Below are 16,916 nucleotides of genomic sequence, written 5' to 3'. Positions count from 1 at the left end.
TTTAAGCGGTCAGAATACTCCCGATCATGGTGATAGCAGCAAGATACGAGTGCAAACCGGAAGGTGGGCTCACGCATTACGTGGCTCTGGACGAAAGTTCACCATTTTAATTTTTGGTGATGGCATGCTGGAGGAAATAGATCTTGGAAGTTTTAAGGCTTATCTTGACCCCAACACATGTTTCTGGGTTATAGATAGAAGCGAAATTGCAGAAAAACTCTTTGAGAAGAACAGAGACAAGTTTTTGAAGGAAATGGAGAGATACAGATTCGCCATCAATCCAACCACCGTTTACATCAACCCCACAGAGAAGTGCAACCGAAACTGTCCTTACTGTTACATTCCCGGTGAGATCAGGGCCAGAGGGAGAAGTTTTGATTATGAAACTCTCGAGGATATCCTTAACAGGCTGGAGAACGTGGAGTGGGTGATATTTCACGGTGCGGAGCCTCTAATTGTAAAAGATATCATTTTCAAAGCAATTGAGGAGTTCAATTTTAAATTCGGCATACAGACGAATGCAACGCTTCTTAGCGAGGAGGATGCGGAATTTCTGATGAAAAACAACGTGAGTGTGGGAATCTCCTTTGACAGCCACATCAGAGAGGTTGACGAAACAACCAGAGGTGAGGGACACTACAGGGCTGTTTTAAATGCACTGGAGTATTTCAATGGGTACAGGAACCTGAACATCATAGCAACGGTAAACGTGTACAACTACAGACATCTCGATGGACTGGTCGACTTTCTTGCAGGAAAGGTTGAGATACTGCTTGCAAATCCGGTAAGAGGGACAAGTGAGGGTGGTAGGGAGCTCAGACCTCCTGAGGGTTTTGAAAGGTATTACATAAAAGCTGTTGACCGGGCCATTGAGCACACCAGAGAAGGCGAAAGAATAGTAATAGGAGATTTTGCAAACGTTCTCCTTGGGTTGTTCGCCCCAACTTCCAGAGTTCTTCAGTGCGACATCTCTCCCTGTGGCGCCGGAAGAAGGTTTTTCGCCATAAGTGTTGATGGAATCTATCCATGTGGCGAATTCATAGGCATGGATGAGTTCAGGGCTGATATTTCAATGCTATCCAACCTGGAAGAAATTTTGGATATCTTCTGCCCCATCAGGGAAAGAATCGTTGAAAAAATTCCGGAATGCATGGACTGCACATTCAGACATCTCTGCGGTTCTCCATGCCCTGCAGAAATCTATGCTGAGCACAAAACCATGTATGCAAAAAGCCCCTACTGTGAGTTCTACAAGGAAATGGTAAGGCATGCCTTCAGAGTCATTGAGAGAGGAGACGTTGAGCACGTGCTGAAACTTGAAAATCTCAGGAAAATATACGAAATTAAAAAATAGGATTACAGATCCATCGCCGCTCTAATGTCCGGATCCAGCTCTTCCTCTGCAGCCCCCTTGGTAACCATCGAGACGAGGATCATTGCAAGCAGAGCCACTATTATGCTTATTCCGTAGCTCGGGATGCCGTAGGGTATTTTCATCCCCAGACCTTTCTCGTAAATCAGAAATCCAATGTTCAGCACGAGGGCAAGAACCAGGGCCGTAACATATCCCTCCCGCGTTGCCCTCTTCCAGTTGAGGCCAACAAGCACAAGAGGGGCTATTGCAGAAGCAAAGTATCCCCACCCCAGAGCTCCGAGAATCGCCACCAGATATCCCCCAAAGTAGCCGAATATCAGGGCGAATACTGTGAGAATTATCGTGACCACTCTGCCCCACCAAATCTGCTTTCTGTAGTCGAGATCCCTGCCAAAGGCTCTCGGTAGATCTCTAACCAGTGCGGCCGTACCCACTGAAATGAAGCCGCTTGAGGTTGACATTATTGCTGCAAGCAGACCTGCATAAACCAATGCAGAGATTACAGGTGGAACCTGTGTCAGAAATGCAATCGCTGCCTGATCGGGTTTTTGAAGGGCGGGGATTCTGCCACTTATAACCAGCCAGAGGGCAGCATAACCAACGAAAATCCAGAGCAGACTTGAGAGCATATATGCTCCACCGCTGATCACCGCTCCCCACTTCAAGTCCTTGTGACTCTTGAGTGCATAGAACTTCGTCACGCTGTGAGGCTGAGAGCCTATTGTGAAAACGAACCACCACATCAATACGAGCATCCACGTTCCCCTGCCGAGGGGGTCAATGAGTATCGGATTCTCCTGACCAATGGTCTGAAACATCGGCCCTGTCCCACCGGTCATTACGAGGGCAAGAATGAACACGACTGCTGCGGCAATCAGCATTATGAGCCCCTGGAAAAAGTCCGTCAGAATGCTGGCAACCATTCCTGCTATAGCTGTATAGGCCATCGTTATTCCGAAGATTATCAGTATGGACGTTTCAAGAGGTATGCCCAGCAGACCGGAAACCACATAACCTCCAGCCATAACCTGAGTTCCGAGGTAGGCTATTACACCCAGGACGAGACTTATCGCAAGCAAACCCCTTGCAGCTCCACTCTTAAACCTCGCCTCGGCGAGATCCGGAAGTGTTGCAATCGGCCTCACCTCAGCTATCGCCCTAATCCTCTTGCCGATTACGTACCACATAAAGCCGTAGCCCATACCAGCAGTCAGTGTAATCCACAGGGATGTGGCTCCAAGTGCGTAGACCAGTCCAGGACCGCCAACGAATCCGAAACCGCTCATTATTGATGCAAAAATAGCTATGGATGTTATAAATGCTCCAAAGAGTTTTCTTGCACCATAATAATGTTCCGCACTCTTTATCTTTTTCACACCATAAACGCCAATCAAAAATGTCACGATGAAGTAAAGTACAACCACTGCTACCACAAGCGGATCACTCATACTCCTCCACCCCCTTCTTCGCCTCCTTCACAAATTTCTCCCAATCTTCATCGCTCAAAACCCATCTCTCGAAAACCAGAGGATACGTGAGAGTTGTCACCACGAACAGCAGCAGCCACATCACCGGAAACAGTACAAAGAATCCAGGATGCATTCCTGCAATGGTGAAATCCGGAAATCTTCCCCTGAATAGCTGCCAGAAATATACTATGGCCGTAAAACAGACCGTCCAGATGACGAATGTCGGGATCGCTATCGCCATCCCCTTCTTCAGCCCCCCGTTTCTGGACAGCCCTATCACAAACCATACTGCGAGGTGTAGGCCCATGACGTAACCGAAAGCCATCCACTGATTTGTCAGTGCGGTTGCCAGCATCAGCAAAAGTAGCAGGGCCTGAAGTGGAAAGGCCAAGTCTCTAACACCCATACCAACCACCAATTTAATAAAATAATCATTACTTTAAAAAATTTTCGTCAAATTTGAAGTGTGTCAAATATAAAATGCATATTTCTCCCAATCTTCAATAAACCTTATATTAAATACTGAGAATATTCAATCATGTTAGAATATTTTGAGTGGGCAGAGAGGGAGTTTGATCCGGAAAAAATATTCGAGAAGCCCGAACCTCTTGAAGGTGTACGGGTTCTGGATTTAACCGTGGTCCTCTTTGGACCTGAAGCTGGATCTCTTCTGGCAGAATTTGGTGCTGAGGTAATAAGAATTGAGATGCCCGGAAGTCCACCGGGTATGGGCGATTTTGTCAGGAGTGTGGATGCATGGGCGAGATTCTGGAAAGATGCATCAAGTGCTGTGCTCTGGTGCCAGAGAAACAAATACTTCACATCTCTCAACCTCAAGCATCCCAGGGGAAAAGATCTGTTTCTGCGGCTCGTAAAAAAGAGTGATGTCGTTCTCGAAAATTTTGTGCCGGGAACCATGGACAGGCTTGGACTCAGCTACAGACACCTGAAGGAGGTGAATCCACGCCTGATTTACCTGTCACTCAGCGGTTACGGGCAGTGGGGAGAGAGATGGAACTGGCCGAGTTTTGATGCAAGCGGACAGGCAATGAGTGGTGCCGCTGCGGTGAGCGGTTATGAAGGTAGAGTTCCGCTTAGACTGCCTTCATATCCCGGAGACCTGATTGCCGCAACCGCCGGATTCATGTCCGTTCTTGCGGCACTGTACTACAGGGAGAAGACCGGAGAAGGGCAGTACATCGATGTTGCTCAGGTCGAAACTTTCCTGAGGGTTATGGGATCGGTCTTCACGTACACACACCTGAAGGGAAAGGATAGAAAACGGATGGGAAACAGAGATCCGAGTATAGCTCCGGCAAACATGTACAGAACCGCCGATGGAAGGCTTGTCGTAATCTCAACCCTGACAACGGAGGAGTTCAGAAGACTCTGCAGAGCGATGGACAGGGAGGACCTTATGGAGGATGAAAGGTTCTCCAGAACCTCTCAGAGGCTGAGGAAGGAGAATGCAGATGAGATAGACAGAATGGTTGCCGAGTGGTGCAAACAGAAAAACCTTGATGAGATACTACGGATGGCGAGGGAATACGGCTTTTCTGCCGGAGAGGTGAGAGACAGCAAGCAGGTTTACGAGGATGAGCATCTCAGAGCAAGAAGAAGTGTCTGGGTCTTTGATGATCCGGTGTACGGGAAAATGGTTGCCGCAGGAAGCCCGGCAAAGCTCAGCAAATCGCCGGGAAGGATAAAATGGGTTGGCACACCTGTCGGATACCACAACAGATACATTTTCAAAAAACTTCTTGGCCTGAGCGAGGAAGAGATTGAAGAGCTTATCAGAGAGGGTGTGATCTGTTACTGGGCAGATTTCATCGGAAGAAGGCCCCCGAAGGACTTCGATTACGAAAAAGACCCCGTGTTCATATGGTGATGAATATGGACTGGAGGGAATACGCAAGGATGATTACCAACCCCGAGGAGGCAAAATTTAAGGATGATGCACTCGATGGGCTGAGAGTTCTGGATGTGAGTGTGGCAAGTCCATCAGCGATGTTTGCCTCATCCATTCTCGCCGAGCTTGGAGCGGAGGTTATAAAGATAGAGCCTCCAGACGGGGACCCCCTGAGGGAGGTAACACCTTTCGGAGAATTTTATTTCAGGAATACAGGACTCGATTTTCTTATTGAAACGAGAAATAAGATGTTCATAACGCTGAATCTGGAAAAAGAAGAAGGTAGAGAACTTTTAAAGAAAATGGTAAGCAGAGCGGACGTTCTGATTGAGTCCTTCCCGCCGGGCTGGATGGATGAGAACGAGCTGGGGTACAGGCAGCTTAGAGAAATAAATCCCGGACTGATCTATCTGGCATTCTCATCCCACGGTCAGTTCGGGCCTAGAGCGAGGGAGTTCGCCAACATTCCGGATTCAAATCTTCTCGGTCTTGCCGAATCCGGATACATGTACATGACCAAAGAGCTGCCCGAAGCCGGAGAGCCATACAATCTGCCCACAGCTCCCGGCTTCTGGATGGCATACCACTATGCCGGAATGTGGGGGGCATGTGGTGTTTTGCTTGCCCTGATTTACCGTGCCAGAACGGGAGAGGGACAGATGATTGACGTAACCTCAACCGAGGCAATTAACAAGATAGGAATGCATCTTATATTTCCCCACGCCTTCAATGAGCCTCTTGAAGGTTTTCTCCCTCTCGATTCCGGAGTATTCAGCTATGCATTTTATGAGATCAAAGACGGGTACGCCTTTGCCTCGGGCTACACGGATGCGAACTTCAAAGCTCTGGTTACGCAGATCGAAGCTGAGCATCTGATGGAAAAGTACCCCACAGTTTTCGACAGGATTCCACTTGAAAAGCAGAAACAGGCCTACAGGGATGTACAGAACGCAATAAAGAAGTTCACATTCAGGGAGCTGGCAGAGAGAATGGTCAGGTGGAAGGATGAGGGCAGGGAGGGTGTAGCGATCTACGCCAAGGTCATGACACCCAGAGAGGTGCTTGAGGACGGGTTCTGGTGGGATAAATACCTGTTCCGCATCTACCGGGATGCAAAATACCAGAACTTGCTAGTTCCTGTCACTCCCTGGAGATTGAGCAAAACTCCCTACAAGCTCAAATGGCTCGGGAAGGAGAAGGGAGAGAACAACTATCTTGTCTACCACAATCTGCTGGGACTTGGGAGGGAGGATCTGGAAGATCTCAGAAAGGCCGGGATCATCTAACTTTTTTCCCATGTTTTTCTCAGAAACTCCCGTACCTTCTCCGACTCCAGCCACCCCTCATCAAGTCTCTTCAGAACTTCCTCAACCCTCCTTAGCTGGGACAAAATTTTTTCCTTAACGTTTTCATCCTTAATTTCAATCTCCGCAATCAGACTTAAGGCTGCGAGTGGATTGCGGATGTGGTCGACAAGAATTGCAAACTGCTCTATGTTGCTTTCAATCTGGGTGTAAGCGAGAAATTTCTCCTCCTCAAGCCTTAACGCATTCATAGCAAAGGCGATATCTCTGGCCAGCGTTGTCAGAATCTCAACCTCGTCATCCGTGAAGGGTCTGTCCGAGTGGATTGTTATGATCCCCATAATTTTCTCATCATAAATCATCGGTATCACGAGGGCAAAGAGGTGCCCCAGAATGGACAGATATCTGCATCCGGCGACGTGTTTGTTTGGACTGAGCTTCAGAACCTCTCTTCTGGATAAAGCCACTTCCACACATGCGGGTTTATCCAGAGAGGGATAGAATTTCAGCTCACCATTTTTAGCAATACCCACAAAAACCAGCGTGTAAAACTTGGAGAGATTTTCTCCGATGGCCCTTATCAAACCATCTTCATCCTTCTCTCTGACCAGCAAGTTGTTTATCTCGTTAACTATTCTGAGGAGTCTGTTCAACCTCTTTATCTCCTCCTCGTATTCCTTCCTCTTCGTTATGTCTCTCGCAATTCCATGTATCGCCACAACCCTCCCATTCTCGATAATCGGACGGGAACGCAGCTCCATCCAGAGTTTTCTGCCGTCTCTTCTCTTGACTCTCATCTCTATCGGTTCCAGTGGCTCTTTTGTTTCCAGAATTCTCTTAATTCTTCTGTTGACAAGCTCCACGAAGTCCTCATCAACCACATCCTGCACTTTTATCTTCCCGATATCTTCAGCGGAAACACCAAGCGTGCTCAGCGTAGCCTGATTTGCATCCAGGAAAACACCGTCGGGTGTGATTATGAAAAAGTTGTCATTTGCATTGTCCCAGAGCTCCCGGTATTTTCTCTCACTCTCCCTCAGCTTTCGGGTGAGCTCTTCTCTCTCCGTGATATCTATAAGAGTTCCTATAACTGCTGGTCTGCCCCTGTAGATAATTCTGGCGCCAAAAACCTCGTTGAGTCTGATCTCTCCATCCTTCCTTACCACTCTGATCTTGTAGTTTACCGCATCTATCTCCCCTCTAACTCTCCTCTCAATGTTTCTTTTTACGAGATCTCTATCTTCCGGGTGTATGAATTCGAGAGGAGATTTACCTATCAGCTCCTCAACGCTGTAACCCCAGAACTCGGCCATTTTAGGGTTAACGTACTTGAAAACTCCATCCTGTATCAGATACACCCCAACCAGCGATTTTTCCGTCAGAACCCTGAACATCTCCTCGCTTTCCTTCAGCTTGGTTATGTCCACAACCACCCCATCGTAATATTTCGTCCTTCGATTCTCATCCCTGATTGCAACGGTATTCTCAAGTATCCATACCCTGGAACCGTCTTTTCTTATCCAGCACGATTCGCCCAGATAATACCCTTTCTCCTCAAGTTCTCGGATGAACTTCTCCCTCTCATAACCGGGACAGAAGAATTCCACCTTGTTCAGATCTCTATCCTTAAGTTCCTCGATGCTTTCGTATCCAAGCAGTTTCGCTATGTACGGATTGGCAAGAATTATCTTTCCATCCGGAGTTGTACGGTAAACTCCTGCAACGACGTTTTCAAAAACGCTTCTGTATCTCTCCTCGCTCTCTTTCAGCCTGTCCTCCATCTGCTTTCTCTCTGTTATGTCCCTGATGACCCCCTCCACCCTCACCAGCCTGCCGTTTTCGAATACTGCCCACTCCAGAATCTCCAGCCAGAGTGTTCTGCCGTCCTTTGTAACAAACCTGAACTCATCTCTTTTCGTCTCGCCCCTCAGCACGCTTCTGAAAAATTCCCTCAGCCTGTCCAGATCCTCCGGATGCACGAGCTTTCTGGAATTACTGCCCATTACCTCTTTCAGCTCGTATCCCAGCATTTCGGCAAACTTCGGGTTTACCTCAATAAACCTGCCTTTCGTATCCAGAATGAAGAAGAGATCCTTCGCATTTTTGAAGAATCTCTCGTACTCCTGCAGTTTACTCAGATATTCACTGGCTTCCCTTTCCTTTTTCTTTTTCTCGATTGCCACCTCCACCGCTACGGGAAGCTTGATGATGTGCTTGGGTGATTTCAACACATAGTCATCAAATCCTGCTTTCATCGCTTCAACCGCCGTGGTCTCATCACCCGTATGCGTGAGCATGATGACGGGTATGTGAGGGGAAATTCTTCGAACAGCATTCAACACATCGAATCCCGTACCCCATCTGAGCCTGTAGTCCGTCACAACAACGTCAAAATCGAAGTCTTCCAGTGCCCTTTTGAGGTCATCTTCTGACAGAATTTCAACTACCTCCACGTCACCAAAGTACTTTCTCATCTCTCTTATGGCCAGATACCTGTCGTCCGGATTGTCGTCGGCGATCAGCAGCCTCAACATCACACCTCTGGTTTTTCATTTAACATCAGCCAGTAAATATTTATGTGTTTGGTAAGATCCAGCAAGTCCTCAAACCGGACGGGTTTGACGATATAGGAGTTTGCCCCCAGGTCATAGGCTCTGTTTACATCCCTTCCATTCCGTGAGGAGGTAAGCACCACAACAGGAATCCTCCTCAGCTTCTCTCTCGTCTTAATCCATTCAAGGACTTCAAAACCGGAAATCCTGGGAAGTTTAAGATCAAGCAGAATTAAAACCGGTGAATAGCTATTCAAATACTCAATAGCCCTCTCTCCATCCTCTACAACATCAACCGGATTGACTATTCCCGCTTTCTCAAAAGCACGTTTTATCATAAATATATCATCGGGGTTATCCTCAACCAGAAGGATTCTTTCCGTTTTCATCAGCCCACACCTCCAGCTCAATCCAGAATGTGGATCCCTCCCCGGGTTTGGATTTGACGCCGTATTCACCACCCATGATCTCCATCGCCTTCTTGACTATGGCCAAACCAACGCCAGTTCCGGGATAAACCTCCTCTCCGTGCAGCCGCTCGAATATGTTGAATATCCTCCTCTGATACTGCCCCGGTATGCCTATTCCGTTGTCCCGAACAAAAATTCTAACCTTACCGTTAGCTGTTTCGCTCCAGATTTTTATTTCAGGCCTTACACCCTTTTTCACGAATTTGAGAGCATTGGAAAGCAGGTTGAGCATCACACTGAAAAGGAGTTTACCATCTCCTCTGACCGCAGGTATATCCGCCACCTCTATCCTGGCATCTCTAGTACCGATTTCCTCCTTGAGATATTCAAGAACGTCTTCAATTATCGAATTAACGGATATTCTACCAGCAGTGAAGGAATATTTCGAAATTTTCGCATAATCGAGCAGATCGTTGACCAGAGAGTCCATTTTTTCGGAGAGTTTCTCAATTCTGCTTAAATAAAATTTCATTGTTTCATCAGCATTCTCGCCGTAATCCTCAATCAGGGCGTTGATATAACCCCGAATGTTGCGCAGAGGAGCCTTCAAATCGTGAGATATTGCGTTCACGTACGCCTCAAGCTCCTCGTTTGCCTTCCTGAGCTCATCAAGAGTATGCCTCAGTTTCTCTTCGGCAACCTTTCTGTCGGTTATGTCTATCATCGCCCCCACAATTTTAGAGAGATTGCCCTCCCCGTCATAGATTGGCGAGGGAGATGCAATAACGCTGATGCGTGACCCATCCTTCCTAACAAGCTCTGCCTCCACAACATCAGCGTAAAGCTTGCGCTCTCTATACAGCCTTAATCTCTCGGTCAGCGGCTCTTTCTGCTCCGGAACTACGGGATCCAGCATCGTCATTTTCCCCACAACCTCATCCCTCCCATAGCCCAGCATCTCGAGCAGTCTGTCGTTTACAAATGTGATGGTGCCATTAGCATCTGCCTCCCAGAAGGCAACGATGGGAGATTCCACAAGACTGCGATACCTCGCCTCGCTTTCAGCAAGCTGTCTCGTCCTCTCCTCAACCATCCTCTCAAGATTTTTGGTATAGTTTTTAAGCTCCTCCTTCAGCCTCTCTTCCTCAGTCACATCGACGGATATTCCCACAATGGCAGGCTTACCTCCAACCTCAACTCTCGACCCGTAAGTGTCCAGAATTCTCACTTCTCCATCCCGTCTAACGACTCTTAGCCTGTAATTTACGTGGTCTTTCCTTCCCAGTATCCTGTCTCTGTAGTATCTGGTAAAAGTCCCCCTGTCCTCGGGATGGATGAACTCAACCGGATCTCTCCCTATCAGCTCTTCTGGACTGTAACCAAGAATCTCTGCAAGTTTTCTGTTGACATAAACGAACACACCATCCCTGATTATGTCTATGCCCACCTGTGAGTGTTCTGCCATCTTCACAAATATTTCCTCGCTCTCTCTTAGTTTTTCTCTGGTCTGATGGCTCTTTATGGCGAGAGCCACGGAACTTGCAATTTCCATCAGGAAATTCACAACATCATCCGTAAAAACTCCCTTCTCGATTGAAGTGAGATTTATCGAACCCAGCAGATCGTCTGCGACCACAGGAATAAATGCGTAGGATTTTATCCCCTCATCCGTCAGACGTCTTTCCCCCTCACCCTCCCCCCTGACCTCATTCACAACCCACGGCCTTCCAGCCTTGAGAATCTTTATAATCTCTCCAAGTTTTTTAAATCTCAGAACGTAATTGAAAATGTCCGAACCTTCTACGAAAACAACCCTCGCCCTCTCCCCTTCATACAGAGTTACTCCAATCCCTTTAAGCGGTAGCAGATCCGGAAGCTTCTTTGCAACTGTCCTGAGAATTTCACCAACATCTTCTGCCGAAAGAATCGATCTCCTGACCTCATTCAGAATTCTGTTTGCTCTGTAAAGCATCTCAATTCTTTTTCTTGCCTTTTTTTGCTCCGTTATATCCACTGCGATGTGGATTATTCTTGAGATCTCATCTTCATGGCCGATGGGGGTAGTTGAGACGAAGTACGTATTTCCCAGCACCTCCATCTCGACCTCAACCGTTTTTGGTTCTCCGTCTTGAAGGGCCTTTACACAGGGACAGTTTTCTGCAGGCTCATCTCGTCCGTGAAATATTCTGTAGCACTTCTCCCCAACAACTTTCCGAATTCCTTTTGATTTCAGTATATCCTTTGCTTTTCTGTTTACATATATTATATCGAAGCTTGAATTTACAACAATAACCGGATGTGGAATGGACTCGAAAATTTTGGCGAGCTCAGGCATTTCTGCATGCCTTTCGATGGACTGTCTTCTCAACCTCAGCAGAACCTCAACCCTTTTCAGGAACTCAATCCTTTCTAAAGGCTCCAGTATTATATCATCCACCACCTTCAGGTGCTTTTCTGCATTCACGATCTCCTGTCTCGTGGTAACAAGCAATACCGGTAGGAGTCTGTTCTTGGCCTTCATCCGTTCTATTTCCCTGTACTTCTCCTTCAGCTTAATCAGGTCGACGATGAGCAGGTCGAAGCCATCATCCACTACCTCATACCTTTCCGAGAGAAAATCCTCGAGTACTTTCCTGCTTCTTGAGACATCAACCTTTATTTTCATGATTCCGCCCTTCCCGGAATCACGTCAAATCCAGAGACATATATTTCATAACTTAATATGTAATTATGTGACTTAAACTTTCCCTTTTAACATCATCCTCTCCCCAAATCTCCGCCTGTTTGTTAAAAACAAGCCTGATTAATCCCGGATGAGATCGCCGGCCTTAAAATCTGAACAGCGCAGCCACTCAGGAAATCCACATAAAAATTAAAATATCAAATAAAAGTCATTTAAACGATACGAGAACTAAAACGGAGTATAACAAAGAATAACTTTGTTATACTCAGAAATAACTTTCAGCACATCCGCTTCGCTGATGATTGCAAAATCACTGTTTTCGTTCAAAACTGTTCCGAAATCTTATTCTTTCTGAGCAGCTTCAAGCAGAGTGTTATTTTCTCTAACGATAAAAACGCCTTTTGCCATCATTCCCTCACTGCAAGCATGAAATGCCATTGCTCTGGATGCTTTAATTCTTAATACCTAAAGGTGGCCCCTGCAAGCTGCAGGAAGGTAAATATTTTAAATTTAAATCAAGAAACATATCGAGATATATGGCAGATCCATTTAACCATAGCGAGTACATTTTCTACAAGTATGCCGGAGCGGTCGGAGTTTTTGACGGAGATGGGAATTCCATAATGTATGCTGAGAGAGAAGGAGTAAGTAAAATCGGAAAGCCGATACACGTTTATACAAGCAAGTATCGTACCAAGGAGCTTTTAACGATCTCGTCACCGAAGATATGGAAAGAATCGGTATATATTTCCTGGCCCATCACCCCTCCAAACTGGGAGTACCACGTAACCGATGTCGCAGCAAAAGAAGATGTAGGAAGCATCGTTCAGAAGAGTAGGATAAGGATTACCAGAGATGATTGGCTTTTAATTTCCAGAGGAATAACTGTTGGCAGGCTAAAATCTATACGGTACTGGCTTCACAGTTTAATTTGGCCAAGAAAGTACAAAATTATCGCCCAAGATGGGAGGGAAGTTGGCACATTCGAACAGCATAGAGAGATTCTAAACTTCAAATATACGATGACAATCACCGAGCAATGCATAGACACGAGGCTTTTGGTAGCAGCCGGTATAATTATTACAGCATTGAACACAGGGTTTTAGAGTTTCTCTTCTCCGTTATCATGTACTCCATTATTCAAAATAAAAATATTTAACATAACTGAAAATTTGCAATCCGTAAAAGAAATTGTTAGGGAGATAAAAATAAGAGAGGTTGCCAATAGCAACAAGATAAAAAACATTCTTTTGCTCGATTACGAGTAAGAACTGTTAAAAATGAAATTTATTTTGCAAGCCGTTTATTCCGTATTACAATCGTTTGGGGTGGTGTTTGTGTTAAATGGGCACATCTTACAACGCGCCAACACTTTTAAAAACTGTGATCTTAGGTTGGGTGTGCAGATTGTTGAAGAAAACCTGAGAGGAAACGAGGGAGAGATAAAGATCATTCCTGAAACGCTGGACGATCTGTGGCATTTGAAGTACATAATCGAAAAGGGTGACATAGTTTTCGCCACAACAAAGAGGGCGAGCCAGAGCAGCGATAAACTGAGAAGTGATAAGGAAATGATAACCGTGAGACTCGGAATCGAGGTTGAAAAGGTTGAGTTTCACAAATTCGCCAACAGACTGAGAATCTCGGGGAAAATCGTTGCGGGAATTGAGGAATCTGGTTATCATACGTTGAACATTACCGTCAACAAGGAGATAAGTATCATTAAGAACTGGAAGGATGAGCAGCTTGAAAGACTTCGTCGGGCAGTTGAGGAGTCCAATCGACCTGAAATAGTGATGCTAACCCTGGAAGAAGGGTATGCAGTTGCGGGAGTGCTGAGACAGTGGGGTGTTGAGGAAGTATTCGAGGAGAGAATGGGGTACGGCAAAGGGATGGGTGACGGGAGAGGGGAATTCTTCGGGAAGGTTGTATCAAAGCTCGAAAATGTGGATTTCAGATACCTGATTATTGCCGGACCCGGATTCGCCAAAAATGACTTTTATGAGTTTTTGAAGTCCAGAAATCCCGAGATGGCCAAAAAGGCGATAGTTGTGGATGTGTCATCCGTTGGATCAAGAGGATTTATTGAAATTCTGAAGCGGAAGGTAGTTGACAAAATTGTGGGGGAAATAAGGCTTTCAGAAGAGGCAGAATACATAGACAGGTTGCTTGAAGGGATTTCCAGAGGAGAAAAGGTTGCTTACGGTCTTGAAGAGGTAAAAAAAGCCCATAACTACAGGGCAATTGAAATTTTGCTTGTGGCCGATGAATTTTTAATGATTGAGAGAGAAAAATGGGATGTGGATGGCTTTATGCGGGAAGTCGAGGAGTCTGCAGGCAAAGTCGTGATTATGAGCACTGAGTTTGAGCCCGGGAAAAGGCTCATGAGTCTCGGAGGGATTGCAGCATTGTTGAGATTCTCCATTTCCTGAGCCAAGTTTAAATAAATAAGGGAGAGGATTGCTCTATGCGAATCGTCATCGCCGGTGCTGGTGAGGTCGGATACAGCCTCGCCACATCTCTGGCACTGAAACACGATGTGTGTGTAATTGAAAGTGACGCTTCCAGATACGGGCGTGTTTCAGAACTTGATGTTCATGCGATTCAGGGTAATGCAGCAAATATGAGAATTCTGAAGCAGGCTGAGGTGGACAGGGCAGATGTTTTTCTGGCAGTGACCGGCAACGATGAGGTTAACCTGCTTTCAGGGCTCGCCGCCAGAAAGGTTGGGGCAAGAAACGTGATCGTCAGGGTTGAAAATCCTGACTACGTCGAGAGACCAATTGTGAAGGATCATCCTCTTGGATATGATGTTGTGATTTGCCCCCAGCTTGCCCTCGCCCAGGAAGCTGCGAGGCTCATAGGTATTCCGGGGGCCATTGAGATCGTTACCTTCAGTGGTGGGAGGGTGGAGATGATCGAGCTGCAGGTGATGAAGAACTCCAAGGCAGATGGCAGAGCTGTGAAAGACCTGCATTTGCCTCCAAATGTCGTCATAACCTCTGTTTACAGAAATGGCGAGGTTGTAATACCCAGAGGAGACACTGTTTTAAAAGCAGGGGACAGGATTGCGATTGTGGGCAGGACAAAAGATATAGAGGCTCTTAAAGGAGTTTTCGGTCCTCCTGTGACAAGAAAGGTTACTATTTTTGGAGCCGGAACCATAGGCAGCTATATCGCAAAAATACTCGAAAAAGGTAGAATTAGCGTGAAGCTTATCGAGTCCAGGCTGGACAGGTGCGAGATGCTCAGCGAATCTCTTGAGGGGGTAAAAATTATCTGTGGAGATGCAACAGACCTTGAGTTTCTGATTGAGGAAGAAATTGGGAAATCTGATGCTGTTGTTGCAACCACTGAGAGTGACGAGAAGAACCTTCTGATATCACTGCTCGCAAAGAATCTTGGAGCGAGAACGGCGATAGCAAAGGTTGAGAAAAGAGAATATGTTAAACTTTTTGAGGCTGTAGGGGTGGATGTGGCCCTAAACCCGAGAAGCGTAACTTACCATGAGGTTTCCAAACTGCTGAGAAGGATGCAGGTGGAAACGGTGGCAGAAATTGAGGACACAGCAATAATTGAAGTTGTTGTTAAAAACCCGAAACTCGTAGGCAAAACGTTCAGAGAGATAAACCTGCCCAGGGATGCAATAATAGGTGCGGTCGTGAGGGGAGAGGGGTGTCTGATACCTAGAGGAGACACAAAAATCGAACCGGAGGATAGACTTCTGGTTTTCGCAAGATGGGAAGAAATCGAGAAGATAGAGGAGATTTTTGAATGAACGTTAAACTCGTTCTCAGCCTTCTCGGAAAGCTTCTCTTGATGTTCTCTGTCTCCTTCACGGTACCGGCAATAACCGCAGCCATATACTCCGAACCGGTCTGGCCGTACCTGGTATCGGCCTTTCTGGCAATTTTGCTGGGTGCTGCGATCGCATCAGGCTTTAAGTCCAGCGAAGAGTTCGAATCTCTGAGACATAAGGAGAGTTTCGCCATTGTTGCGCTTATCTGGCTTTTGATATCCATAATAGGCGCTATACCCTACATATCCTTCGGCATACATCCAGTTGATGCTTTTTTCGAGTCCATGTCGGGATTCACAACAACTGGAGCTTCTGTGCTGATTCCTGAAGACCTGCCCGCTTCACTTCTGATGTGGCGGAGTATGACCCAGTGGATCGGGGGGATGGGGATAATCGTGCTCTTTCTTGCAATATTCCCGAATGTGGTAAAGAGGAGTTCTGCACTGTTTCATGCGGAGTATCCCGGTGTGGCCATCTCAAAAATTAAGCCCAGAATCAGGGAGACGGCAATGACGCTTTACAAAGTTTATCTGACTCTCACAATTGCCGAAATTGCCCTTCTATACCTATCCGGACTCTCAGTTTTCGATGCGATCAACCACACCTTTACAACCCTCTCCACCGGAGGGTACTCAACGCATTCAGAGAGTATAGCTTACTTCTCAAACCCGAAGGTTGAGGCGATAATCGCATTCTTCGCATTTCTCGGCGGTTCAAACTTCGCTCTGCTTTATTACACCTTCAGAGGAAAACCCGAAATATTCAGAAATTCCGAATTCAGAGCTTACACTGGATTTCTCGCCATTGCAACACTATTTCTTACAGTCTTGAATCTTGAAAAGTACGGTTTAATTGATTCTCTGCGATTCTCTGCATTCCAGGCGGTATCCATCATGACGACGACCGGTTTCACAACAGCAGACTTCGACACCTGGAGCGATTCTGCCAAGCTAATACTTCTCACACTCATGTTCATAGGTGGGTCAAGCGGTTCAACAGGTGGGGGAATCAAGGTTGTCAGAATATACCTCCTTATCAAATACTCACTGCAGCAAATTCTGAGGGCTGCTGAGCCGAGAACCGTGAGAGCCGTGAAGTTTGAGGGTAAAGGTGTTAAAAAAGAGTTGCTTGCCGACGTTGCCGCATTTTTCATTCTCTACATTTTTATGTTTACCATCTCCTCCATTCTCATCTCCCTATCTGGCTACGACATCGTTACGTCAATTTCAGCGTGTGCGGCAACACTCGGAAATGTCGGTCCGGGTATGGGTTTGGCCGGAGCGATGGAGAACTATGCAGCCTTTCCACATCACGCCAAAATTTTACTCTCTCTCAACATGTGGGTTGGCAGACTTGAGATATTTACCGTACTCTCCCTCTTCATCCCCTCCTTCTGGAGAGAGAGGTGGTAGTCT

General features: G+C 46.5%; 13 protein-coding genes. 8 read left to right on the top strand and 5 right to left on the bottom strand.

The features are described 5' to 3' along the window. Positions 1–26 precede the first annotated feature (26 nt). Entirely contained in the window at positions 27–110 is an 84-nt protein-coding gene (gene cbpA, locus JFQ59_RS12740; protein ID WP_202318797.1) for a modified peptide precursor CbpA, read from the top strand. A 14-nt stretch (positions 111–124) separates the two neighbouring features. Then, on the top strand, positions 125–1,354 hold the full coding sequence (gene cbpB / locus JFQ59_RS02125) for a peptide-modifying radical SAM enzyme CbpB (protein WP_202318758.1): 1,230 nt from the start codon (positions 125–127) through the stop codon (positions 1,352–1,354). A 2-nt stretch (positions 1,355–1,356) separates the two neighbouring features. Here the strand turns inward: cbpB and JFQ59_RS02120 are convergent, their stop codons facing one another. Together JFQ59_RS02120 and JFQ59_RS02115 are read right to left on the bottom strand one after the other, a co-directional pair. Continuing rightward, entirely contained in the window at positions 1,357–2,823 is a 1,467-nt protein-coding gene (locus JFQ59_RS02120) for a sodium/proline symporter (RefSeq protein ID WP_202318757.1), read from the bottom strand. Then, entirely contained in the window at positions 2,816–3,262 is a 447-nt protein-coding gene (locus JFQ59_RS02115) for a hypothetical protein (RefSeq protein WP_202318756.1), read from the bottom strand. Before JFQ59_RS02115 ends, JFQ59_RS02120 begins: the two co-directional genes overlap by 8 nt. Before the next feature lie 120 nt (positions 3,263–3,382). Between JFQ59_RS02115 and JFQ59_RS02110 the strand changes: the two genes are divergently transcribed. Both JFQ59_RS02110 and JFQ59_RS02105 read left to right on the top strand, forming a co-directional pair. Beyond that, entirely contained in the window at positions 3,383–4,732 is a 1,350-nt protein-coding gene (locus tag JFQ59_RS02110) for a CaiB/BaiF CoA transferase family protein (protein ID WP_202318755.1), read from the top strand. A 5-nt stretch (positions 4,733–4,737) separates the two neighbouring features. Beyond that, positions 4,738–6,039, top strand: a complete 1,302-nt coding sequence (locus JFQ59_RS02105) for a CaiB/BaiF CoA transferase family protein (protein WP_202318754.1) — start codon at positions 4,738–4,740, stop codon at positions 6,037–6,039. Here JFQ59_RS02105 and JFQ59_RS02100 read toward each other — a convergent pair. Genes JFQ59_RS02100 through JFQ59_RS02090 form a run of 3 tightly spaced genes read right to left on the bottom strand, consistent with a single transcriptional unit; the run spans position 6,036 to position 11,684 of the window. After that, on the bottom strand, positions 6,036–8,591 hold the full coding sequence (locus tag JFQ59_RS02100) for a PAS domain S-box protein (RefSeq protein WP_202318753.1): 2,556 nt from the start codon (positions 8,589–8,591) through the stop codon (positions 6,036–6,038). The two genes, JFQ59_RS02105 and JFQ59_RS02100, sit on opposite strands and share 4 nt — an antisense overlap. Then, positions 8,591–8,998 carry a response regulator gene (locus tag JFQ59_RS02095; RefSeq protein ID WP_202318752.1) on the bottom strand — a complete coding sequence of 136 codons (408 nt, stop codon included), beginning with the start codon at positions 8,996–8,998 and terminating at the stop codon, positions 8,591–8,593. The genes JFQ59_RS02100 and JFQ59_RS02095 overlap by 1 nt, the downstream gene beginning before the upstream one ends. Next, positions 8,970–11,684: a GAF domain-containing sensor histidine kinase gene (locus tag JFQ59_RS02090; protein WP_202318751.1), complete on the bottom strand. Its 2,715-nt coding sequence runs from the start codon at positions 11,682–11,684 to the stop codon at positions 8,970–8,972. The genes JFQ59_RS02095 and JFQ59_RS02090 overlap by 29 nt, the downstream gene beginning before the upstream one ends. A gap of 554 nt (positions 11,685–12,238) precedes the next feature. On the opposite strand from JFQ59_RS02090, the gene JFQ59_RS02085 reads away from it, so the two are divergent. The 4 genes from JFQ59_RS02085 (at position 12,239) to JFQ59_RS02070 (ending at position 16,913) form a co-directional block, all read left to right on the top strand. Then, positions 12,239–12,808: a hypothetical protein gene (locus JFQ59_RS02085; RefSeq protein ID WP_202318750.1), complete on the top strand. Its 570-nt coding sequence runs from the start codon at positions 12,239–12,241 to the stop codon at positions 12,806–12,808. A gap of 294 nt (positions 12,809–13,102) precedes the next feature. Next, positions 13,103–14,134 (top strand): mRNA surveillance protein pelota, encoded by a 1,032-nt coding sequence (locus JFQ59_RS02080; RefSeq protein WP_202318749.1) that lies wholly within the window; start codon positions 13,103–13,105, stop codon positions 14,132–14,134. A gap of 35 nt (positions 14,135–14,169) precedes the next feature. Continuing rightward, entirely contained in the window at positions 14,170–15,480 is a 1,311-nt protein-coding gene (gene trkA, locus JFQ59_RS02075) for a Trk system potassium transporter TrkA (RefSeq protein WP_202318748.1), read from the top strand. Then, entirely contained in the window at positions 15,477–16,913 is a 1,437-nt protein-coding gene (locus tag JFQ59_RS02070; RefSeq protein WP_202318747.1) for a TrkH family potassium uptake protein, read from the top strand. Before trkA ends, JFQ59_RS02070 begins: the two co-directional genes overlap by 4 nt. The last annotated feature ends 3 nt before the right edge of the window (positions 16,914–16,916 follow it).

It is taken from the genome of Archaeoglobus neptunius (assembly GCF_016757965.1).
GTDB lineage: Archaea > Halobacteriota > Archaeoglobi > Archaeoglobales > Archaeoglobaceae > Archaeoglobus > Archaeoglobus neptunius.
This window is presented reverse-complemented; position numbering and strand designations above follow the sequence as displayed.